We start from the raw sequence: 22301 nt of genomic DNA on the forward strand, positions 1-22301 counted from the left end.
CCGGGGCCCGCGAGCCCGGCATGGTCCAGACGAGAGGCCCTACGGAACCACCACGATCTTCCGGCCCACTCCGGAGGCGAACTGGTCGAGCGCCTCCGGGTACCGCTCCAGCGGGATCCGGTCACTGATGAAGACCTCGGGGTCCAGCACCCCGGCCGCGAACAGCTCGGCGGCCCGTTCGAAGCTGTGCAGCACCGCCATGGAGCCGGTGATGGTGATCTCCTGGTTGTAGATCCGGTACGGGTCGATCATCACCCGGGTCGCGTAGTCGGCCACCCCGAACTGGAGGAAGGTGCCCGCCTTGGCCACCCGGTCCAGGCCGTCCTGGATCGCCGCCGCGTTGCCGGTCGCGTCGATCACCACGTCCCAGCCCTGCGGCCGGTCCAGCTCGTCGGCGTTCGCCGCGGACGCCGACACGCCCAGCTGCCGGGCCGTCTCGAGGCGGGCCGGGTTCACGTCGACCACGTCGACGCCGGCCGCGCCGGTCCGCTTGGCCAGCTCCAGCATCATCAGGCCCATGGTCCCGGAGCCGTAGATCAGCACGTGCGAGCCCAGGCGCGTGCGCAGCACGTCGTAGCCGCGGACCGCGCACGACAGCGGCTCGATCAGGGCCGCGTCCTCGGTGCGGATGTGCTCGGGCAGCTTGACGCAGTTGGCGACCGGGGCCACGGCGTACCGGGCGGCGCCGCCCGCGGTGGTCACGCCGATCGCGGCCCACCGCTCGCACATGTTGTTGTGCCCGTCGCGGCAGTAGCGGCACTCGTAGCAGTACAGCGACGGGTCGACCGCGACCCGGTCGCCGACCGACACCTCCGTGACCTGCGTGCCGACCGCGGCCACTTCGCCGGCGAACTCGTGCCCGGGCACGATCGGCAGCTTGGGCGCGAACTCGCCCTGGAGGATGTGCAGATCGGTGCCGCACAGCCCGCAGGCCGCCACCTCGACGACGACCTCGCGGGGCCCCGGCGTCGGGTCGGGGACCTCGGTGACGACGGCGCGGCCCACGGACTCGATGACGGCGGCCTTCATTTGACGGCTCCCAACGACAGGCCCTGGACCAGTTTGTCCTGGGCGGCGAACCCCGCGGCGAGCACCGGCAGGGAGATGACGAGCGACGCGGCGCACACCTTGGCCAGGAACAGGCCCTGGCTGGTGATGAAGGTGGTGAGGAACACGGGGGCGGTCTCGGCGACCACACCCGTGAGGACCCGCGCGAACATCAGCTCGTTCCAGCTGAAGATGAAACAGATCAGGGCGGTCGCCGCGATGCCGGGCAGGGCGATCGGGGCGACCACGCGGCCCAGCACGGTCGGCAGCCGGGCGCCGTCGATCTGGGCGGCCTCGATGATCGCGACCGGCACCTCGGACAGGAAGGACTGCATCATCCAGACCGCGATCGGCAGGTTCATGGCCGTGTAGAGGATGACCAGCGCCCAGATGTTGTCGAGCAGACCGGTGTTCTTCGCGAACAGGTAGATCGGCAGCAGACCGGCCACCAGGGGCAGCATCTTGGTGGACAGGAAGAAGAACAGGACGTCGGTCCACTTCTTCACCGGCCGGATGGACAGCGCGTACGCGGCGGGCAGCGCGAGGAGGAGGGTCAGCAGGGTGGAGACCAGCGAGGCGGTCATGGAGTTGATCAGCGCGGGCCAGGGACTGGCCCCGCCGGTCAGCCCGAAGAACTGCCGGTAGCCGTCCAACGTCAGCGATGCGGCCACCGACGGCGGGTTGGTCGCGGCGTCCGCCTCGGAGTGGAAGGACGTCAGCACCATCCAGAGCAGGGGCAGCACGAACACGAGTCCGGCCAGCCAGGCGACGACGCCCAGGGCCGCACCCCGGAACCGGCCGCGCGGCTTGCCGTACCGCGAGGCGGTGGTGGCGACGGTGGCCATCAGCGGGACACCTCCTCACGGAACAGCGACGACACCACGCGCAGCGCGAAGGTCGCCAGGATGATCGAGCCGATCACGACGATGACGCCGGCCGCGGAGGCGAGGCCGTTCTCGTGCGCCTGGTAGAAGGTCTGGTAGATCGTGTACGGAAGGTTCGCGGTGCCCAGGCCGCCGGAGGTGATGGTGAACACCGCGTCGAAGTTCTGCACGATGTAGATCGAGCCGAGCAGCACGCCGAGTTCGAGGTAGCGGCGCAGATGCGGCAGGGTGATGTGCACGAAGATCTGCCAGTCGCTCGCGCCGTCCATCCTGGCCGCCTCGAGCAGTTGGGAGTCGCGGCTCTGCAGTCCGGCCAGCAGGATCAGCATCATGAACGGGGTCCACTGCCAGATCAGCGCGGCCTCCACCGCCATCAGCGGCATCTCGGAGATCCAGTCCGGCTGAACCGCCCCGTCCCCGCCGATGGCGTGCAGGATGCCGTTGAACAGCCCGTACTCCGGGTTGAACAGCAGGTGCTTCCACATCAGCGCGGCGGCGATCGGCACCAGCAGGAACGGCGCGATGAGCATGGTGCGCACGGCGGCCCGGCCGCGGAAGCGGCGGTCGAGCAGCAGCGCGAGGAGCAGGCCGAGCAGCAGGCTGACCAGCACCACGGTGACGGTCAGCAGGATGGTCGTCCACACCGAACTGCGCAGCTCGGGGTCGCTCAGCACCTCGCCGTAGTTGGCGAATCCGGCGAAGTGGCGACGGTCGGGGTAGAGCGCGTTCCAGTCGAGGAACGAGATCACCAGGGTGGCCACGAAGGGCAGCTGGGTGACGACGATCATGAAGATCAGCGCCGGCAGCAGGGGCGCCCGGGTGGCCCAGGCACGCATGCGGTTCGGGCGCCGGGCCGCCGGCCGTCCGGGGACGGCGGCGGCGCGGGCCGGGGACGTCAAGGTCATGACCCCTCGTACTTCTGGGCGACGGCCTCGGCGAGCTTCTGGGCCTTCGTCAAGGCGCTGTCCACCGACTGGCGTCCGGCGATGGCGGAGCTGATCTCCTGGGAGACCTTGGTGCCCAGGTCGGTGAACTCGGGGATGCCGACGAACTGGATGCCGGGCGCGGGCCGGGGCTGCACGCCCGGGTCCTCGGGCTTGGCGTTCGCGATGGCGTCCCGGGTGACGTCCGCGAACGCGGCGGCCTCCTTGCGGTACTCCGGGATGTCGTAGGTCGAGGCGCGCTTGCCGGCCGGGACGTTGGACCAGCCCGCCTTCTCGCCGGCGAGCTTCTCGTAGTCCTTGCTGGAGGCCCAGGAGATGAACTTCCAGGCGTTCTCGGAGTTCTTGGACGCCTTCTGGATGCCCCACGCCCAGGTGTAGAGCCAGCCCGAGCCGTCGGTCTTCTCGACCGGGGCCGGGGCGTAGCCGATCTTGCCCTTGACCGGAGAGCCGTCGGCCTCCAGGGAGCCGGCCCCGGCGGTGGCGTCGTACCACATGGCCGTCTTGCCCTGGGTCATGTTGTTCAGGCACTCCGCGTAGCCGGACTGGGCGGCACCGGCCTCGCCGTGCTTGCGGACCAGGTCGACGTAGAACCGGGTGGCCTCCTTGAACTCCTTGGAGTCCAGCCGTGCCGTCCAGTCCTTGTCGAACCAGGTGCCGCCGAAGGTGTTCACCACCGTGGTCAGCGGTGCCATGACCTCGCCCCAGCCCGGCAGTCCGCGCAGGCAGATGCCCTTCATGCCGGAGCCGTCGACCTTGGCGGCCAGGTCGGCGACCTGCTTCCAGGTGGGCTTGTCCGGCATGCTCAGGCCCTTCTTCTCCAGGACGTCCTTGCGGTACATCAGGAAGGAGGACTCGCCGTAGAACGGCTCGCCGTACAGCTTGCCGTCCTCGGCGGTGAGCGCCCGGGTCATCGGGGGGAGGATGTCGGCCTGGTCGAAGGCGGTGTCCTTCTTGACGTAGGCGTCGAGGGGGTGCAGCCACCCGTTCTTGGCGTAGATCGGGATCTCGTAGTTGCTCAGGGTGGCGACGTCGTACTGCCCGGCCTGGTTGGCGAAGTCCTGGCTGATCTTGTCCCGGACGTCGTTCTCCGGCAGGACGGTGAAGTTCACCTTGATGCCGGTGTCCTTGGTGAAGTGGGCGGCGGTCAGCTTCTGCAGCTCCACCATCTGCGGATTGTTCACCATCAGGACGTTGACGGAGCTGCCGCCGGCGGATCCGGACCCGCCGGCGCCCGAGCAGGCGGCGAGCGGAGCGATCAGCGTCCCTACCGCCGCCACGGCGAAGAGGGTCCGTGGCGAGCGTCGGCTCTGGGTTCGCATGGGTACTCCAGGAGATGTTGACACTAATGGGGACTTGAGGGGGGACGAGAGCGCCTCGCGGGGCGGGTGAAGGGTGAGGTCCAGCGGGGTGCCGGGCGACTCGGCGGTCAGACCCGGATGACCTGCGGTCCGAGCAGGGAGTAGCGGTGTGCCTCGGTCGCCGGGAGCAGGGTGCTCGTCACGATCGCCTCCAGCGCGCCGACTTCGGCGAACCGGCAGAAGCTGACCGCCCCGAACTTGGTGTGGACGCCCGCGAGCACCACCCGGCGCGCGGCCCTGACCGCCTGCGCCTTCACCTCGCTGACCGCCGGGTCGGGCGTGGTCAGACCGTGTTCGCGGGAGATGCCGTTGGCGCCGATGAACGCCAGGTCGATGACGAAACCGGACAGCATCTTCGTCGTCCAGTGGTCCACGGTGGCGAGGGTGCCGGAGCGGACCCGGCCGCCGAGCAGCAGCACGGAGATGGTGCCGGTCTCGGCGAGCGCGCCCGCGACCGGCAGGGAGGCGGTGACCACGGTCAGCGGCCGGTCCCGGGGCAGGGCCTCGGCGATGAGCTGCGGGGTGAAGCCCTCGTCGACGAAGACCGTTTCGGCGTCCCCGAGCAGTTCGGCGGCGGCGGTCGCCACCCGGCGCTTCTCGGGTACGTGGCTGGTGGCGCGGAAGGCCAGGGTGGTCTCGAAGCCGGCGCTCTCCACGGGGTAGGCGCCTCCGTGGGTACGACGCACCAGACCGTGGTCCTCCAGGGAGCGCAGGTCCCGTCGGACGGTCTCCTTGGCCACGCCCAGGTCGGCGGCGAGCGCGGTGACGTCTACCGATCCGGTGGCACGCGCCAGCCGCACGATCTCGCGCTGGCGCTCCTCGGCCGTCCCGTGGCTCATGGGTCGACCACCCGCTTCCTGGTTTCGATGCCCGTTCGGGCCCGGTGCGGCCCTTGCCGGATGTTCTACAGCGGGTAAGCGGTTCTGACCAGGCTTGTTTTGGGTTCACTCCTGCCCGTTTACGCCCGTTCGGCTCGGCTGGTGCCCGCCTCGGACCTGCGAGGGGGTGTTCCGGAACGTGGGAACGGGCAGCGCGGATGCCCGAACACGAGGGCGGGCGGGCCCGTTGGGTGCCCGCCCGCCCTTCGTTGCGTCGATTTTCCGCCGCGTCAGTACGGCCAGATGGGCGGGTCCGTCACGAAGGGGCCGCCGATGTGGAGATGGGCCTTGTTGTCCGGGTCGAGCTCGCCCTGCTCGGCGATCAGCTTCTCGGCGTACGGCTCGGAGTCGTCCTGCGGTTCGTAGCCGAGCTCCCGCGCGCTGGTCAGGTCGAGCCACAGGCGGGTGTTGGCGGACGCGCCGTAGACGACGGTGTGGCCCACGTCCCCGGCGGTCAGGGCCGCGTGGAAGAGACGGGCGCCGTCGGCGGGGCTCATCCACATGGAGAGCATCCGCACGCTGGTCGGTTCGGGGAAGCAGGAGCCGATGCGCACCGAGACGGTCTCCAGGCCGTGCTTGTCCCAGTAGAGCTGGGCGAGGTCCTCGCCGAAGGACTTGGACAGGCCGTAGAAGGTGTCGGGGCGGCGCGGGGTCCCGACCGGCAGGAGCGGCTCGCCGGGGCCGGGGTGCGGAGTGTGGCCCACCACGTGGTTGGAGGAGGCGAAGACGATCCGCCGCACGCCCTCCTCGCGGGCCGCCTCGTACAGGTGGTACGTGCCCTCGATATTGGCCTTCAGGACCTTCTCGAAGGGGGCTTCCAGGGAGATGCCCGCGAGGTGGATGATCGCGTCGACGCCCCGGACGGCCTCGCGCAGCGCGTTCCGGTCGGAGAGGTCCGCGACGATCGCGTCCGGCTCGTCCTCGATGGGCCGCATGTCCAGCAGGCGCAGCGCGTAGCCGTAGTCGGGCAGCAGGCCCCGCATCAGGGTGCCGAGCCCGCCGGCGGCGCCGGTGAGCAGAACGGTGCGGGGAGCGGGCATCCTCGGTCTCCTTGAAGGGGGCGTTCCTGTGTGTGGCCATGATTCACATGGATGGACACGCTATGAACAGTGTCCGTACCCCGTCAAGTGTGTCGTGAACGCGCGAAATCCGCTTGCGTGTTGCCGGTTCGCGCGCTTGACCTGCCCGAATGGGGCCTCCTAACGTGATCGCGTTCATGAACGTGGACATTGCTCAGAAACATGTACTCGCCCGGCTGATCGAGCGCGGCAGCGTGCTGCTCGACGAGGAGGAAGCGTGAAGACCTCGGCCTTCGTCTACCCCTGGGACGTGAACGGCGATCCCGAGGCGCCCGGCCGTCTGGCCGCCCTCGGAGTGGAGCAGGTGACGCTCGCCGCCGCCTACCACTCCACGCGCGCGCTGACCCCCCGCCATCCGCGCCACCGTGTGGTCACCGCCGAGCACGCCGCCGTGCTGTATCCGGTGGACGCCCGCTGGGAGGGCCGCACCCCGCGCCCGTATCCGGCCGGCGACTGGGCACCGGGCGACGCGTACGGCGAGGCCGCGGCGGCCCTGGCCGGGACCGGCCTCGAGGTGCACACCTGGGTCGTCCTCGCGCACAACTCCCGCCTGGGCGCCGAGCATCCGGACACCTCCGTCGTCAACGCCTACGGCGACCGCTACCCGTGGGCGCCGTGCATCGCCCAGCCCGCCACGCGCGCGTACCTGACCGAGCTGGCCGCCGAGGCGGCCGTCCGCCCCGGGGCGCGCGGCACCGAGCTGGAGTCCCTCGGCTGGTACGGGCTCGCCCATCTGCACGCCCACGACAAGACGGCCGGGGTGGGTCTCGGGGAGGCCGGACAGTACCTGATGTCCTTGTGCTTCTGCCCCGCCTGCCGCACCGGGTACGGCGAACAGGGCCTGGATCCGGACGAGTTGGCGCACGCCGTACGCTCCGCCCTGGAACCGGTGTGGCGGGGGGCACCCTCCGGCGGGGGCGCCGCCCGGCCGAGCGGAGGCGGGACCGGGGGAGGCTGGGCCGGTGTGGTGGAGCTGCTCGGCGAGAGCAGGGCGGACGCCACCCGCGCATGGCGCGACCGGACCGCGCGCACCCTCCAGGAGGCGGCGGTCGCGGCGGTCCGCGCGGCGGCGCCCGACGGCTTCCAGGTCCTTCTGCACGCCGATCCGGTGTCCTACCACTGCGGCGCCAACGCCGGTGTCGACCCCGCCCACATCCTGTCCGTGGCGGACGGCGTGGTGGTGCCCTGCACGGGCGGTTCCGGCCTGCTGGCCCCGTTCGCCGGACAGGGTCGCCCGGACGCCGTCCTGGCCGCCAACTTCACGATCGTCTCCGGCATGGGCGGCAGCCCGGGCACCCTCGCCGAGGACGCGGGCCGCGCGCGGGACCTGGGGGCAGGCGAACTTCGGCTGTATCACGCGGGGTTGGCCTCGGACGGCGACCTGGAGGCGGTGCGGTCGGCGTTGCGGGGCCTGTGAAACAGCATCAGTGACGTGGCCGACAGGCCGAGGGCGAGGAGGGCCAGGAGCACCGGCAGGTGGACGGCGCCGACCAGGGCGGCACCCGCGGCCAGGCCGACGACGTTGGGGGCGAAGAGCAGCGTGTTCGCGGTGGCGGACGTCCGGCCGAGCAGTTCCGCCGGTGTCTCCCGCTGTACGGCGGTGAACGCGGCGATCAGGACGCACGGCAGCCCGGCACCGCTCACCACGCTGCTGACCAGGGCCACCGGGTCGGACGGGATCGCGCGCAGGGCCACGCCGGCCGCGGTGAGGGCGATGCCGAAGGCCGCGAAGCGACGGCTGCCCAGGCGGCGCAGAGCGGTGCCCGAGGCGAGACCGACCGCCACCGAACCGGCGCCCTGGACGGCGTACAGCACCCCGGCGTACGCGGGCGCGTGGCCGAGGCGGTCGACGACGGCGTAGGTCAGCGCGCCGGTCACACCGGTGAGCAGCATCGTGGCGCCGCCGGCCAGCACCAGGGGCCGCAGCCGCGGGTGGGACCACAGATGGCGGGCGCCCTCGGCGCTCTGCGCGCGCCAGGAGCCCCCGGGCCGGCGGGGCTCGTCCTCGCGGACCCGCAGCATGGCGTACAGCCCGGCGGCGAGCAGGAACGTGGCCGCGTCCAGCAGGGCCACGCAGTGGCCGCCGTACGCCGCGTACAGGCCGGCGCCCGCCAGTGGGGCCAGCAGCTTCATGCCCTCGTTGGCGGTCATCCGCAGCCCGTTGAAGTCGCCGAGCAGCTTCGCGTCGACGGCGGTGGCGACGAGCGCCGACTGCGCCGCGTCCTCCACGACGCCCGTGGCGCCGTAGAGGAACAGCACCCCGTACAGCACCCAGACGCGGCCGGGGGTGTCGACGGTGAGGAGGATCGGCAGCAGCGCCGCCAGCAGCAGGTTCGTGCCGATCAGCACCGGCCGCCTGCGGGTGCGGTCGGCGAGCGTGCCGAGCGCCGGGCCGGCCAGGGCCGGCGCCCACATCGCCAGCAGGCACAGCGCGGCCAGCCCGTCCGAGCCGGTGAGGTCCTTGACCCACACGCCCGAGGCCAGCCACAGCGCCGAGGTGCCGAAACCGGACACCACCACGGCGGCCAGGCACACCCCCGCCGCACGGTCGCGCACCACCCGCACCAGGGTCCATTCAGTCGTCATACGGCCCGATCGTCGCCCTAAGGCCCCACCCCAGGGATCCGGCAGATGCCGTAGAACCCGGGCCCGCCCGGCCGGCGATCCGCGGGTGGGGGTTTGAACTGCTGCCGTTTGACAGCTGTTGGGTGCGTTCTGGTGTGCGTGAGTGCGCTTTGCGGTTGCGGTGCGCGGTGTGGGAAGGCAGTGCGTGGCAGGGCGACGGGAGTTCTGGTTTCGAATGCGTGACCTTCGGTCGGGGGTGGTCGTTGGGTGCGGTGAGGGGTTGGCCGGTATCGGGCGGGGGTGGGGTCATGGGCGGGTTGCGTGAGGTGGCGGCGTCGTTCGTGGTGTCCGGCCCGTCCGGGGTGGCGATCCGTGCCGGTCTCAAGGGTCTGAGCGGGCAGGACGAGGCGGTGCTGCGCCGGGTCGGCGCTCTGCTCGGCTCGCTGGCCTTCCGTGACCTGAAGACACGCTGCGCGGCGGGGCTGGAGCACGACGGTGAGCAGTGGGCGTGGCGGAAGCGGGCGTTGACAGGGGAGTCGTCGTCGCGGTGGGCGGGCAGTATCACCAAGGCCACGCATGATCAGTGGGCTTTGGCCCGGCGCGGGCAGCTCGCCCACATGCAGAGTTTGCGGGCGGGCGTCGAGACGATCGCGCACCGGCTTGCGCAGCCTGTCGGGGCCAGGGGTGCCAAGGGGGCGCCGGGCGGTTACCGCTCCCGGCGGGAGTGGTTCGCCAAGTCCCGGCGCCTGCACCTGTTGGAGGACCGGCTGGAGCGGGTGCGGGCCGACTGGGGGGCCGGGCGGGTGCGGGTGGTGCGCGGCGGCAAGAAGCTGCTCCGTACCCGGCACCACCTGAGGGCCGCAGGGCTGACCGAGGCGCAGTGGCGGTCGCGGTGGGAGGCCGAGCGGTGGTTCCTGCAGGCCGACGGCGAGTCCGGGAAGCGGTACGGCAACGAGACGATCCGCATCGCACCCGGCGGTGAGGTGAGCATCAGGCTTCCGGCGGCGCTGGCCGACCTGGCCAACGCGCCGCACGGCCGGTACGTACTCGCCTGCCGGGTCGTCTTCCGGCACCGGGGCGAGCAGTGGGCCGACCGTGTCGCGGCGAACCGTGCCGTGGCCTACCGCATCCACTACGACACCGGCCGCAACCGCTGGTATGTGACCGCCTCCTGGCAGAACCCGCCCGTGACGACGGTGCCGCTTTCGGCGGCGCGTGCGGGTGGACTTGGTCGGGGTGGACATGAACGCCGACCACCTGGCCGCCTGGCGCCTGGACGCACACGGCAACCCCGTCGGCTCGCCACGCCGGTTCGACTACACCCTCACCGGCAGTGCGGACCACCGTGACGCGCAGGTCCGCCACGCCCTGACCCGCCTGCTGCACTGGACGGCGCGGCACGGTCTGGTCCTCGCGATCGAGGACCTGGACTTCGCTGCGGAGAAGACGCGGGAGAAGCACGGCAGACGGAAGCGGTTCCGGAAGCTGATCTCCGGCATGCCCACCGCCCGCCTGCGCGCCCGGCTGGTGTCGATGGCCGCCGAGCTCGGTGTCGCTGTTGTCGCGGTCGACCCGGCCTACACCAGCCGCTGGGGCGCCCAGCACTGGCAGAAACCCCTCACCAGCAAGAACAGGAAGCCCACGCGGCACGACGCTGCCGCAGTGGCGACGACGCGCCCTGGGATGTGCGATCAGGCGTCGGACGGCACCGCCCCCACACGACCGGAGCGATCGTGTGGGGCATCGGACCGTCCAGGCCCGACCGGGCACCCCGGGGCGTGAGGGACCCCGCCCCCGCATTCCCGGACCACGGACACGATCCGCCGGCGCCGGACGCGGAGCGAAAACGGGGAACCAGTGTGCCCACAACCGTTCGGAGCACACGGCTGAGCACGAGTCCTGGCACCAGGACTCACTCCCGCTCAGTCCATAGGAACGGTCGGTCATGTCACGGGGTGATGGGCGGGCGGCTCGCGTCGGTGGGGGCCGGGAGCCCGGGCGTGGGTGCCGGGTTCCGGCCGGGCCGAACTCCGTTGGAGCCGTGGGGGCGTGCTGCCGGGGCACGGCCGGGTACCGGCGGTCCCGTTCCGGGACGGTGCGCGGCGCTGGGTTCGCCGCGATGGGGGCGGGGCGTCCGAGCCTGTGCCCCGGCCGCCGGGCGTCGTGGTGTCGCGCTGGTGCTGAGTCCCGGTCGGGCGGGAGTGTGCGGTCGTGCCGCCGGGGCGTGGCTCGGCAACGGCGGTCATGTGCCAGGGACGGCCGTCGCGGATGGTCCGCGTCGGTGGGGGAGCCGGGTGTGCGAGCGCGCGCCCCGCCCGGCCGCCCGGCCGCCGGGCCTCCGTCCGTGCGGCGATGAGTTTCGGGGGCGGCGGCGGTCCACCTCCTGTACGTGAGACGCAGGACTGGAGGAACGATGAACGACACGATCATCGATCTCGGGCCGCAGGCCCGAGTCGTGGCGAGGCTGGCCGAGGCGGTGCGCGAGGAGCAGCTCGGCGCGGTGACACCGTGCCCGGACTGCGCGGTGCGCAACCTGCTGGGGCACCTGCTCGGCCTGGCCGTGGCCTTCCGCGACGCCGGCCGCAAGGACCTGGGCGTCACGACCGACACCAGCCCGGACGCCGCCGCACCCGACATCGGCCCGGGCCGGCGCGAGGAACTGCCCAAGGCCCTCGACGAGCTCGCCGAGGTCTGGCGCGACCCGGCCGCCTGGACCGGCATGACCCGCGCCGGCGGCGTGGACCTGCCGGGCGCGGTCGCCGGGGCGGTGGCCGCCGACGAACTGGTGATCCACGGCTGGGACCTGGCCCGGGCCACCGGCCAGGACTACGACCCCGACCCCGCCGCGCTCCAGGTGTCGTACGGCTTCCTGCGCGCGGCGGCCGACGACCCGAACCGGGGCAACGGCCCGTTCGGACCCGTCGTCCCCGTCCCCGAGGACGCTCCACTGCTCGACCGTGCGGTGGGCCTGAGCGGCCGTGATCCCGGCTGGAAGCCCTGAACCGCCGAATCGCAGTGCACCTCGTCCACGCGCCCCGCGACCGCACCCGGCGGTCGCGGGGTTTCTTCGCGCCGCCCGGTGCCGGACACGGTCCTCGGCGGTCCGTGGCCGGTGTGCGGCGGGATTTTCCTGTGCCGGAGGCATTGACGAAACCGCTTGCCCCTCTTACCTTCATCGCGTCGTACTTCGTACGTCATATATGAGACGCGATACGCGAGTTCGGAAACTCGCGATCCGAGCCGTGATGTGATCGACGAGATCCGAGAGGCGCGCATGACCTCTGTGCCCACGCCGATCCCCTCCCGCACGCAGGTCGTGCTGGAAGGGATCAAGCACCGCATCCTGACCGGTCGGCTGACGCCCGGTCAGGCCCTGGTCGAAACCGAACTCGCCGCTCAGTTCGGGGTGTCCAAGACCCCGGTGCGCGAGGCGCTGAAGACCCTGGCCGGCACCGGACTGGTCGTGATGAACCAGTACAAGGGCGTCACGGTGCGCGAGGTGGACGCGGACATGGCACTCGAGGTCTACGACGTGCGGCTGCTCCTCGAACCGGAGGCGCTGAGGCGTTCGGTGCGCCGCGGTGCCTCCCTGGACGCCGCCCGCGACGCGCTGAAGCGGGCCGACGAGGCCGCGGACACCGCCGAACGCTCCCTGGCCAACCGCGAGTTCCACCGCGCCCTCTACCTGCCCTGCGGCAACCCGCTGCTCGGCCGGATGCTCGACGAGGTCCGCGACCAGGCCGCCCTCGTCTCCGCCGTCGCCTGGTCCGCCGATCCCTCCTGGGACCGGGAGGCCACCGAGCACCGGGACATCCTGCGGCTCGCCCTGGAGGGCGACGCCGACGGCGCTGCCCGCGCCCTCCACGCCCACATCGCGTCGTTCGTGCAACGGGCCTTCCCCTCAGCGGAGTCGAAGGCCCAGGGAGAGGACGGTCAGGCATGACAACGGCGTTCGAGACCCAGCGGGCGGCACTGGCCGACGTGGTGGCGATCCCGGTGACCCCGTTCACCGAGGACGGCGGCGTCGACGGCGCCACCTACCGGACCCTGCTGCGCCGCCTGCTCGACGGCGGCATCACCACCCTCACGCCCAACGGCAACACCGGCGAGTTCTACGCCCTCACCCCCGAGGAGCGTCGGCAGGTCACCGAGATGACCGTCGAGGAGGCCGGGGACCGGGCGAGCATCCTCGTCGGCGTCGGCCACGACGTGCCCACCGCGATCGCCACCGCCCGGCAGGCCCACGAGCTGGGCGCGCAGATGGTCATGGTCCACCAGCCCGTGCACCCCTACGTCTCCCAGGGCGGCTGGGTCGACTACCACCGCGCCATCGCCGAGGCCGTGCCCGAGCTGGGCGTCGTCCCCTACATCCGCAACGCCCAGCTGCCCGGCGCCCGCCTGGCCGAACTCGCCGACGCCTGCCCGAACGTCATCGGCGTCAAGTACGCCGTCCCGGACGCCACCCGCTTCGGCGCCTTCGCCCGGGACGCGGGCCTGGACAGGTTCGTGTGGGTCGCGGGACTCGCCGAGCCCTACGCGCCCTCCTACTTCTCCGCCGGCGCCACCGGCTTCACCTCCGGCCTGGTCAACGTCGCCCCGGCCGTCTCCGTCAGCATGCTCCGGGCGCTCAGGGGCGGCGACTACCCGGCCGCCATGAGGGTCTGGGAGCGGATCCGCCGCTTCGAGGAGCTGCGCGCGGCCAACGGGTCCGCGAACAACGTCACCGTCGTCAAGGAGGCCCTCGCCGCGCTCGGCCTGTGCCGCCGGGACGTGCGCCCGCCGAGCAAGCCGCTGCCGGAGAGCGAACGCGCCGAGGTCGCCGCCATCGCCGCCGGGTGGTCCATATGACCGCCCGGCCGGGCGACAGGCGCCCGGAGGGCCTGCGCAGCCACCAGTGGTACGGCACCGACGGCCTGCGCTCCTTCAGCCACCGCGCCCGCACCCGCCAGCTCGGCTACCTGCCCGAGGAGCACCTGGGCAAGCCGGTCGTCGCGATCCTCAACACCTGGTCCGACATCAACCCCTGCCACGTCCACCTGCGCGACCGCGCCCAGGCGGTCAAGCGCGGGGTGTGGCAGGCGGGCGGCTTCCCGCTGGAGTTCCCGGTCTCCACGCTCAGCGAGACCTTCCAGAAGCCGACCCCGATGCTCTACCGCAACATGCTCGCCATGGAGACCGAGGAGCTGCTGCGCTCCTACCCGGTCGACGGCGCCGTCCTGATGGGCGGCTGCGACAAGTCCACCCCCGCCCTCCTGATGGGCGCCGCGAGCGTCGACCTGCCCACCGTCTTCGTGCCCGCCGGGCCCATGCTGCCCGGCCACTGGCGCAGCGAGGTCCTCGGCTCCGGCACCGACATGTGGAAGTACTGGGACGACAAGCGGGCCGGACTGATCGGCGACTGCGAGATGGCCGAGCTGGAGAGCGGCCTGGCCCGTTCGCCCGGTCACTGCATGACCATGGGCACGGCCTCCACGCTGACCGCCGCGGCCGAGGCCCTCGGCGTGACCGTCCCCGGCGCCTCCAGCATCCCGGCGGTGGACTCCGGGCACGACCGGATGGCGGCAAAAGCGGGCCTCGCGATCGTCGAACTGGTCCGCAAGGACCGGAAGCTGAGCGAGATCCTGACCCGCGAGGCGTTCGAGGACGCGGTCACCACCGTCCTCGGGCTCGGCGGCTCCACCAACGCCGTGATCCATCTGATCGCCATGGCGGGCCGCGCGGGCGTCCGGCTCACCCTCGACGACTTCGACCGCATCGCCCGCACCGTGCCGGTCCTCGCCAACGTCCGTCCCGGCGGACGGAAGTACCTCATGGAGGACTTCCACTTCGCCGGCGGCCTGCCCGGCTTCCTCTCGCGCATCCCGGACCTGCTCCACCTGGACCGGCCGACGGTGGCGTACGACACCCTGCGCGAGCAGATCGCCGGCGCGCGGGTGCACGACGACGACGTGATCCGGCCTCGCGACAACCCGGTCGCGAACGAGGGCGGCGTGGCGGTGCTGCGCGGCAACCTCTGCCCGGACGGCGCCGTCATCAAGCACATCGCCGCCGAACCGCACCTGCTCGAACACACCGGGCCCGCCGTCGTCTTCGACGACTACCGGACCATGCAGCGCACCATCAACGACCCGTCGCTCGGCATCACCGCCGACAGCGTGCTCGTGCTGCGCGGCTCCGGACCCAAGGGCGGACCCGGAATGCCCGAGTACGGCATGCTGCCCATCCCCGACCACCTGCTCAAGCAGGGCGTGCGGGACATGGTCCGGATCTCCGACGCCCGCATGAGCGGCACGAGTTACGGCGCCTGCGTACTGCACGTCGCCCCCGAGAGCCACGTCGGCGGACCGCTGGCGCTGGTGCGCACGGGCGACCGGATCACTCTCGACGTCAAGGCCCGCACTCTCCGACTCCACGTGGACGACGAGGAGTTGGAGCGCCGCAGGGCCGAGTGGGCGCCGCCGCCCGCGCGGTACGAGCGGGGCTACGGCGCCCTGTACTCCGAACAGATCACCCAGGCCGACACCGGCTGCGACTTCGAGTTCCTGGCCCGGCCCGGAAAGGTGCCGGACCCGTACGCCGGGTAGCCGGCCCCGCCCGGAACCGGGAGACAACCGCCCCGCCCCCCTGCCCACTCCGCGGAAGCGCTTCACCCACGTGTAGATAGCAAGCGCTTCCTACGGACCGCTGTACTGCCCCACTGCGAACGGAGAACAGTCGTGGCCCAAGCCGCAGCCGTGGCGAAACCGCCCGCGCCACCCCGGCGGCGCGGTGCCTCCGCCACGCCGCGCAGGCTCCCGTACCTGCTGATCGCCCCGGCCGCCCTGCTCATGCTGGGCTTCATCGCCTACCCGGTGCTCAGCGTCTTCTACTACAGCCTGCAGAACTACAACCCCACCAAGCCGTGGCGGAACGGATACGCGGGCTTCGACAACTTCGTCCACGCCTTCACCCAGGACCCCCAGTTCTGGGACACGCTGATCTTCAGCGCCAAGTGGGTGGTCGTCGAGGTCGGGCTGCAACTGCTCTTCGGACTCGCCCTCGCCCTGATCGTCAACCAGACCTTCGTGGGCCGCGGGCTCGGCCGGGCCATGGTGTTCTCCCCGTGGGCCGTCTCCGGCGTGCTCACCTCCGCGATCTGGGTGCTGCTCTACAACTCCCAGACCGGCATCACCCGTTACCTCGCCGACATGGGCATCGGCTCCTACGGCACCAGTTGGCTGTCGGACACCTCCACGGTGTTCCCGGCGGCGGTGGTCGCCGACCTGTGGCGCGGGGTGCCCTTCTTCGCCATCCTCATCCTCGCCGACCTCCAGTCCGTCTCGAAGGACCTGTACGAGGCCGCCGAGGTCGACGGGGCGAGCCGGCTCAAGCAGTTCTGGCACATCACCCTGCCCCATCTGAAGGACGCCATCGTCCTGTCCACGCTGCTGCGCGCGGTGTGGGAGTTCAACAACGTCGACCTGCTCTACACCCTGACCGGCGGTGGACCGGCCGGCGAGACCACCACCCTGCCGCTCTACATCGCCAACACCAGCGTCGACGCCCACAACTTCGGCTACGCGTCCGCCCTGACCACGGTGGCGTTCGTCATCCTGCTCTTCTGCTCGATCGTCTATCTGCGGCTGAGCAAGTTCGGAGGTGAGAAGTGATCACCGAGATCGCGCCCGCGCCCGAGCGCGCGGTGCCCGGACCGGCCCGGCCCCGCGGCACGCGCCGCGCCTGGGACGAGGTGCCGCGGTGGCACATCTATCTGCCGCTGTCCGTGTACCTGCTCTTCACGCTGATCCCCTTCTACTGGATCCTGCTGTTCGCGCTGCGCCCGGCCGGCTCCACCTCGCTCGTGCCCTGGCCGATGACCTTCGACCACTTCGAGAAGGTGTGGACCGAGCGGAGCTTCGGCCTCTACTTCCAGAACAGCGTGCTCGTCGGCGTCGCGACCCTGGTCCTCACCACGGTCGTCGCCCTGGCCGGCGGCTACGCGCTCGCCCGGTTCGACTTCCGGCTCAAGCGCGGCTTCATGCTGGCCCTGCTCTGCTCCCAGTTCGTGCCCGGCGCGCTGCTGCTCGTCCCGCTCTTCCAGATCTTCGCCAAGCTGTCGATGATCAACTCGCTGGGCAGCGTCATCATCGCCGAGACCGTCTTCCAGCTGCCGCTGTCGATGATCCTGATCAGCGGCTTCATCAAGAACGTGCCCCCGTCCCTGGAGGAGGCCGCCTGGGTGGACGGCTGCAACCGCTTCTCCGCCTTCCGGATCGTCGTCCTGCCGCTGCTGCGGCCCGGGCTGATCGCCGTCGGCTCCTTCGCCTTCGTGCACGCCTGGAACCACTTCCTGTTCGCCCTGATGTTCCTCTCCGACCAGAGCAAGCAGACCATCCCGGTCGGCCTCAACACCCTGATGAGCGCGGACAGCGTCGACCTGGGCGCGCTGGCCGCCGGCGGCATCGTCGCCGCCGTACCCGTGGTGATCGTGTTCGCCTTCATCCAGAAGTGGCTGATCACCGGCTTCAGCGCGGGGGCGGTGAAGGGATGACGGCCACCACGCCGCCCACGGCGACCACCACGCCCACGGCGGCCCCCGATCCGACGGCGACCGGCTCACCGACGGCCGCCACCCCGCCCCTGCCGGTCGTGCTCGCCGGTGCCCGCGGTCACGGCCGCTGGCACCTGGACAACATCCGCCGGCTCCAGGAGAGGGGCCTCGTACGGCTCGTGGGCATCTGCGAGCTGACCCCGCTGACCGGGGACGAGATCCCCGACGGGCTCGGCACGCCGGCGCAGTCCGCCGACTTCGGCGCCCTGCTGGACGCCACCGGCGCGCGGATCGCGGTGATCTGCACGCCCATCCCGACCCACACCGACCTGGCGCTCACCGCCGCAGGGCGGGGCGTCCACCTGCTGCTGGAGAAGCCGCCCGCCCCCTCGTACGCGGAGTTCCGCCGCATGGCCGACGGGGTCGCCGAGGCCGGGGTCGCCTGCCAGATCGGCTTCCAGGCGCTGGGCTCGCACGCGATGCCCGCGATCCGGGAGCTGGTCGCCGACGGCATGATCGGGACGGTCGACGGGGTCGGCGCGGCAGGCGCCTGGGCGCGCGACGAGGCCTACTACCGGCGGGCGCCCTGGGCGGGCAGACGCCGTCTGAACGGCGTCGACGTGGTCGACGGGGTGCTCACCAACCCCCTCGCCCACGCCGTCTCCACCTCGCTCGCCCTGCTCGGCGCCACCCGCGCCGAGGACGTCACCGGCATCGAGACCGAGCTGTGGCGGGCCAACGCCATCGAGGCCGACGACACCTCCTGCGTCCGCGTCACCACCCCGCACGGCCGGGCCGCCGTCGCGGCCACCCTGTGCGCCGAGCGACCCGGCGACCCGTACGTCATGGTGCACGGCAGCAGCGGCCGGATCACCTTCTGGTACAAGCAGGACCGGGTGCTGCTGCAACGGGCCGGCCACGGCCCGGAGGAGTTCGAGTACGGCCGCACCGACCTGCTGGAGAACCTGGTCGACCACCTGACCACCGGGGCGCGACTGCTGGCCCCGCCCGCCTCGACGGGCGCCTTCATGCGTGTCGTCGAGGCGATCCGCACCGCACCCGACCCCGCCGCGCTGCCGGACCGTTCCTGGCGGCGCCCGGCCGGCGAGGACCGCCGGGTCGTGCCCGGCGTCGACGGACTCGTCGCCGCCGTCGCCGACACCCTGCGCCTGTACTCCGAACTGGACGTCGACTGGGCGTTGCCGAAGGAGGTGACCGTGGGATGACGGACTCCCCGGTCCTGCGCGTGGCGGGCCGCCCGGTCGCGCGCTGCGTCACCCGTCCCGAGCTGCCCGGCCGGCTCTCCCCGCGCCCGTATCTGCACCCCGTCACCACGCTGGCCGGCACGGCGGTCACCGAACTCGGCCCGGCCGATCACCTCCACCACCTCGGCGTCGGTGTCGCCGTTCCCGACGTCGAGGGGCACAACTTCTGGGGCGGGCGCACCTTCGTGCGCGACCGGGGCCCGACCGAACTGGACAACCACGGCGCCCAGCGGCACACCGGCTTCCCGCTGCGCGAGGCCGACCGGTTCACGGAGGAGCTGCGCTGGGTGGCCGCGGGCCGCGAACTGCTGCGCGAGCGCCGGACCGTCGCGGCCACCGGACTCACCGCCACCGCCTGGGCCCTGGACTTCACCTTCGCCCTCACCAACGTCACCCAGCGGGCGCTGTCGATCGGCAGCCCCGCCACCAACGGGCGCCCCGGCGCGGCGTACGGCGGCTTCTTCTGGCGGGCCCGCAAGGAGGAGCAGCCCCCGCTCGTGCTCACCGCCGACGGGGACGGCGAGGCGGCGGCCCACGGCACCCGCGCCGACTGGCTGGCCCTCGTCGGCAGCACCTGGACGCTGGTGTTCGCCGGTGCCACCGGCGCCACCCGCGAGGACCCCTGGTTCGTGCGGGCCGCGGAGTACCCGGGAGTCGGCTCGTCGCTGGCGGCGGAGCAACGGCTCGCGATCGAGCCGGGCGGGACGGTCCTGCGCCGGGTCGTCACCGTCGTCGCCGACGGACGGCTCGGCCGGGACGAGGCCGGGGAGCTGGCCCGCGAGGCGGCCCTGTCGTCACCGATGCCCGACGAGCCGTAGCCCACCCGTGGTCATCAGCCGGGAGCCGCCGTGGCACACCCCTTCTGCAAGCGCTTACCGACGAGTCCTCCCACGTCTCAAGCCCCAAGCACCGCGCTCCACCTCCGAGTCGGATCCAGAAGAAGAGAGCTGATCAATGAAGATCAACATCCGTAGAAGCAGGCGCGCCGCCGTCGCCGTCGTCGTGGGTTCCGCGCTCGCGCTGACCGCCACCGCGTGCGGTGACGACGGCAGCGGCTCCGCGAAGAGCAAGGGTTCCGAGGGCTCCGGCAAGGGCGAGATCACCTTCTGGGACAACAACGGCGGCGTGCGCACCGACGTCTGGAAGCGGATCATCGCGGACTTCGAGGAGAAGTACCCGGACATCAAGGTCAACTACGTCGGCATCCCGGCCGCGAGCGCCCAGTCCAAGTTCGACACCGCCATCCAGGGCGGCGGTCTGCCGGACGTCGGCGGCGTGGGCACCGCGGTGCTCGCCGAGATCGCCGCCCAGGGTGCCCTCGAGCCGCTGGACGGCCGGCTGGCCAAGAGCGAGCTGAACGGCAAGCTCAGCGAGAACGTGCTCGGCGTCAGCAGGGCGGCGGGCGGCGGCGACACCCTGTACCACGTGCCGACCTCGGTGAACAACGGCACGCTGTGGTACCGCACCGACCTGTTCGAGAAGGCGGGCCTGGACGCGCCGACCACCTGGGGCAAGTTCTACGAGGCCGCGGACAAGCTCACGAACAAGGGCAAGAACGCGTTCGGCTTCACCATCCGCGGCGGCGAGGGGTCCATCGCGCCGGCCCTGGACGCGGTGTACGGGCAGTCCGGCATCACCTCGTTCTGGGACGGCGACAAGACCACCGTCAACGACCCCAAGAACGTGACCGCGCTGGAGAAGTACGTCGCGCTGTACAAGAAGGACACCCCGTCCGCCGACGTCAACAACGACTTCACCAAGATGGTCGCCCAGTGGGACAGCGGCACCATCGGCATGCTGAGCCACAACCTGGGCTCGTACCAGGACCATCTGAAGGCCCTCGGCAAGGACAAGTTCCGCGGCGTCCCGAACCCCACGCTGGACGACGGCACCCGGGTGCAGGTGTCCAACCCGGTCGACGGCCTGGGCCTGTTCAAGGCGAGCAAGAACAAGGCGGCCGCCTGGAAGTTCATCGAGTTCGCCGCCTCGGCCGCGGAGAACTCCAAGTTCAACGAGTCCGCCGGGCAGGTGCCGACCAACGTCGACGCCGCCAAGGACAACTGGATCCAGCAGGCCGAGCCGACGAAGCTGGCGGCCGAGGCACTGAACGGGGCCGACACGAAGATCGTGCAGCTCCCGTACTACCTGCCCGACTGGAACACCATCTCCAAGGCCGACAACGAGCCGAACTTCCAGAAAGTGCTGCTCGGCAAGATGAGCGCCAAGCAGTTCCTGGACACGCTGGCCGACCAGCTCGACAAGGCGCAGGCCGAGTGGAAGCAGAACAAGGGCTGACGCCGGCCGGTGAAACGAAGGCGGACGGTCCGGGAACCCGAGGTCGCATCCGGGCCTCGGACCGTCCGCGGCCGGGCGCGCGGTACCCCGCGCCCCTTCTCGTCCCACTCCCCGTTGAAAGAGGATCGTAGAGTGCGTACTTCAAAGTGTCATGCGCGCGTCATGGCGACGACGGTGAGCTGCGCGGCGCTGGTACTCGCCGTCACCGGCACCACGTCCGCCGCCGCGGCCCCCGAAGCCGCCGACCCCGCCCGCCAGGTGCTCGCGGCCAAGGACGGCTGGGCCTCGTACGGCACCGGCACCACCGGCGGCGCCGCGGCCGACGCCGCCCACACCTACACCGTCACCACCTGGGACGACTTCAAGGCCGCGCTCGCCGCCGGCGGCAGCGCGCCCAAGGTCATCAAGGTCAAGGGCATGGTCGACGCCGACGGCCCGAGCTGCTCCGCCTTCGAGGTGCCCGGCTACGACTTCGGCACCTACCTGGAGACCTACTCGCCGCAGGCCTGGGGGCGGGACCGGAACCTGGACGGTGAGCCCGACGACAGCCCCGAGGGCCTGCGCCGTGCCTCCGCCGCCCTCCAGGACAAGTACATCAAGGCGAACATCCCCGCCAACACCACCATCGTCGGCGTCGGCAAGCACGCCGGCTTCAAGGGCGCCAGCCTCCAGATCAAGAACGTGGACAACGTCATCGTCCGCAACCTCACCCTGGAGAGCCCGCTGGACTGCTTCCCGCAGTGGGACCCCACCGACACCGCCGACGGCAACTGGAACTCCGAGTACGACAGCGCGGTGATCACCGGCTCCACCCATGTGTGGATGGACCACAACACGTTCACCGACGGCGAGCACCCCAACAGCACCCTGCCGTACTACTACGGCCGGATCTTCGAGCAGCACGACGGCGAGCTGGACATCGTCAAGGGCGCCGACTACGTGACGGTCTCCTGGAACGTCTTCGAGGACCACGACAAGACCATCCTCATCGGCAACAGCGACAGCGCGTCCACCGCCGCGGTCGACCGGGGCCACCTCAGGGTGACCCTGCACCACAACCTGTTCAGGAACCTGGTCGAGCGGGCCCCGCGCGTCCGCTTCGGGCAGGTCGACTCCTACAACAACCACTACGTGGCCGAGGCCGGCTACGGCTACAGCCTCGGCATCGGCATGGAGTCCCAACTCGTCGCCGAGCACAACGCGTTCACGCTGGCTCGGGGCGTCGGGGCGGGACGGATCCTGAAGAAGTGGAAGGAGTCGCCGGTCACCGAGTCCCACAACTACGTCAACGGCAGGCTCACCGACCTGATCGCCGTGCACAACGCCCAGGTGCCCGACGAGATCCTCCAACGGGGCGGGGACTGGACCCCGGCCCTGCGCACCCGGATCGACAACCCGAAGGCGCTGCCCGGGATCGTCGGCCACCAGGCGGGCGCCGGCCGTCTGCGCTGACGCT

Annotated in this window: 18 protein-coding genes and 1 pseudogene; 12 read left to right on the forward strand and 7 right to left on the reverse strand. The window is 71.5% G+C overall.

All coding sequences use genetic code 11. From position 1 onward, the window contains the following. Window positions 1–39: 39 nt before the first annotated feature. The 6 genes from ACIOWN_RS03360 to ACIOWN_RS03385 form a co-directional block, all read right to left on the reverse strand. On the reverse strand, window positions 40–1029 hold the full coding sequence (locus tag ACIOWN_RS03360; protein WP_362355470.1) for a zinc-dependent alcohol dehydrogenase family protein: 990 nt from the start codon (window positions 1027–1029) through the stop codon (window positions 40–42). Then, window positions 1026–1892 carry a carbohydrate ABC transporter permease gene (locus ACIOWN_RS03365; protein WP_362355467.1) on the reverse strand — a complete coding sequence of 289 codons (867 nt, stop codon included), beginning with the start codon at window positions 1890–1892 and terminating at the stop codon, window positions 1026–1028. The genes ACIOWN_RS03360 and ACIOWN_RS03365 overlap by 4 nt, the downstream gene beginning before the upstream one ends. Then, entirely contained in the window at window positions 1892–2836 is a 945-nt protein-coding gene (locus ACIOWN_RS03370) for a sugar ABC transporter permease (RefSeq protein WP_362355464.1), read from the reverse strand. The genes ACIOWN_RS03365 and ACIOWN_RS03370 overlap by 1 nt, the downstream gene beginning before the upstream one ends. Further along, window positions 2833–4194 carry a sugar ABC transporter substrate-binding protein gene (locus tag ACIOWN_RS03375; protein WP_362355461.1) on the reverse strand — a complete coding sequence of 454 codons (1362 nt, stop codon included), beginning with the start codon at window positions 4192–4194 and terminating at the stop codon, window positions 2833–2835. Before ACIOWN_RS03375 ends, ACIOWN_RS03370 begins: the two co-directional genes overlap by 4 nt. Window positions 4195–4301: 107 nt before the next feature. Further along, the gene (locus ACIOWN_RS03380) at window positions 4302–5072 is read right to left on the reverse strand and encodes a DeoR/GlpR family DNA-binding transcription regulator (RefSeq protein ID WP_225074110.1); all 771 of its coding nucleotides are present in this window, start codon (window positions 5070–5072) and stop codon (window positions 4302–4304) included. 269 nt (window positions 5073–5341) lie between these two features. Further along, window positions 5342–6151, reverse strand: coding sequence for an NAD(P)-dependent oxidoreductase (locus tag ACIOWN_RS03385; protein ID WP_362355458.1), 810 nt, complete (start codon window positions 6149–6151; stop codon window positions 5342–5344). A 256-nt stretch (window positions 6152–6407) separates the two neighbouring features. Here ACIOWN_RS03385 and ACIOWN_RS03390 point away from each other — a divergent pair, with 256 nt between their 5' ends. Beyond that, window positions 6408–7607 carry a hypothetical protein gene (locus ACIOWN_RS03390; RefSeq protein WP_362355455.1) on the forward strand — a complete coding sequence of 400 codons (1200 nt, stop codon included), beginning with the start codon at window positions 6408–6410 and terminating at the stop codon, window positions 7605–7607. On the opposite strand, the gene ACIOWN_RS03395 is transcribed toward ACIOWN_RS03390, so the two are convergent. Continuing rightward, complete coding sequence (locus ACIOWN_RS03395) at window positions 7544–8776, reverse strand: MFS transporter (protein WP_362355452.1); 1233 nt, start codon at window positions 8774–8776, stop codon at window positions 7544–7546. The two genes, ACIOWN_RS03390 and ACIOWN_RS03395, sit on opposite strands and share 64 nt — an antisense overlap. A gap of 287 nt (window positions 8777–9063) precedes the next feature. Here ACIOWN_RS03395 and ACIOWN_RS03400 point away from each other — a divergent pair. The 11 genes and pseudogenes from ACIOWN_RS03400 (at window position 9064) to ACIOWN_RS03450 (ending at window position 22297) form a co-directional block, all read left to right on the forward strand. Further along, window positions 9064–10688: pseudogene (locus tag ACIOWN_RS03400) on the forward strand (IS200/IS605 family accessory protein TnpB-related protein). 480 nt (window positions 10689–11168) lie between these two features. After that, window positions 11169–11756, forward strand: a complete 588-nt coding sequence (locus tag ACIOWN_RS03405) for a TIGR03086 family metal-binding protein (RefSeq protein ID WP_401980049.1) — start codon at window positions 11169–11171, stop codon at window positions 11754–11756. A 273-nt stretch (window positions 11757–12029) separates the two neighbouring features. After that, window positions 12030–12698 carry a GntR family transcriptional regulator gene (locus tag ACIOWN_RS03410; RefSeq protein ID WP_362355446.1) on the forward strand — a complete coding sequence of 223 codons (669 nt, stop codon included), beginning with the start codon at window positions 12030–12032 and terminating at the stop codon, window positions 12696–12698. After that, complete coding sequence (locus ACIOWN_RS03415) at window positions 12695–13603, forward strand: dihydrodipicolinate synthase family protein (RefSeq protein WP_362355443.1); 909 nt, start codon at window positions 12695–12697, stop codon at window positions 13601–13603. The genes ACIOWN_RS03410 and ACIOWN_RS03415 overlap by 4 nt, the downstream gene beginning before the upstream one ends. Beyond that, window positions 13600–15339, forward strand: a complete 1740-nt coding sequence (araD, locus tag ACIOWN_RS03420; protein WP_362355440.1) for an L-arabinonate dehydratase — start codon at window positions 13600–13602, stop codon at window positions 15337–15339. The genes ACIOWN_RS03415 and araD overlap by 4 nt, the downstream gene beginning before the upstream one ends. Window positions 15340–15471: 132 nt before the next feature. Next, window positions 15472–16404: a sugar ABC transporter permease gene (locus ACIOWN_RS03425; RefSeq protein ID WP_362355437.1), complete on the forward strand. Its 933-nt coding sequence runs from the start codon at window positions 15472–15474 to the stop codon at window positions 16402–16404. Next, on the forward strand, window positions 16401–17285 hold the full coding sequence (locus ACIOWN_RS03430; RefSeq protein ID WP_401980053.1) for a carbohydrate ABC transporter permease: 885 nt from the start codon (window positions 16401–16403) through the stop codon (window positions 17283–17285). Before ACIOWN_RS03425 ends, ACIOWN_RS03430 begins: the two co-directional genes overlap by 4 nt. Continuing rightward, the gene (locus ACIOWN_RS03435; RefSeq protein WP_362355434.1) at window positions 17282–18511 is read left to right on the forward strand and encodes a Gfo/Idh/MocA family oxidoreductase; all 1230 of its coding nucleotides are present in this window, start codon (window positions 17282–17284) and stop codon (window positions 18509–18511) included. Before ACIOWN_RS03430 ends, ACIOWN_RS03435 begins: the two co-directional genes overlap by 4 nt. After that, window positions 18508–19368 carry a PmoA family protein gene (locus ACIOWN_RS03440; RefSeq protein ID WP_362355431.1) on the forward strand — a complete coding sequence of 287 codons (861 nt, stop codon included), beginning with the start codon at window positions 18508–18510 and terminating at the stop codon, window positions 19366–19368. Before ACIOWN_RS03435 ends, ACIOWN_RS03440 begins: the two co-directional genes overlap by 4 nt. A 136-nt stretch (window positions 19369–19504) precedes the next feature. After that, window positions 19505–20845 carry a sugar ABC transporter substrate-binding protein gene (locus ACIOWN_RS03445; protein ID WP_362355428.1) on the forward strand — a complete coding sequence of 447 codons (1341 nt, stop codon included), beginning with the start codon at window positions 19505–19507 and terminating at the stop codon, window positions 20843–20845. Between the two features lie 162 nt (window positions 20846–21007). Next, the gene (locus ACIOWN_RS03450; protein ID WP_362355425.1) at window positions 21008–22297 is read left to right on the forward strand and encodes a polysaccharide lyase family 1 protein; all 1290 of its coding nucleotides are present in this window, start codon (window positions 21008–21010) and stop codon (window positions 22295–22297) included. Window positions 22298–22301 lie beyond the last annotated feature (4 nt).

Origin of the sequence: Streptomyces sp. NPDC087787, from assembly GCF_044743035.1 — a bacterium.
In the GTDB taxonomy this organism is placed as follows: domain Bacteria; phylum Actinomycetota; class Actinomycetes; order Streptomycetales; family Streptomycetaceae; genus Streptomyces.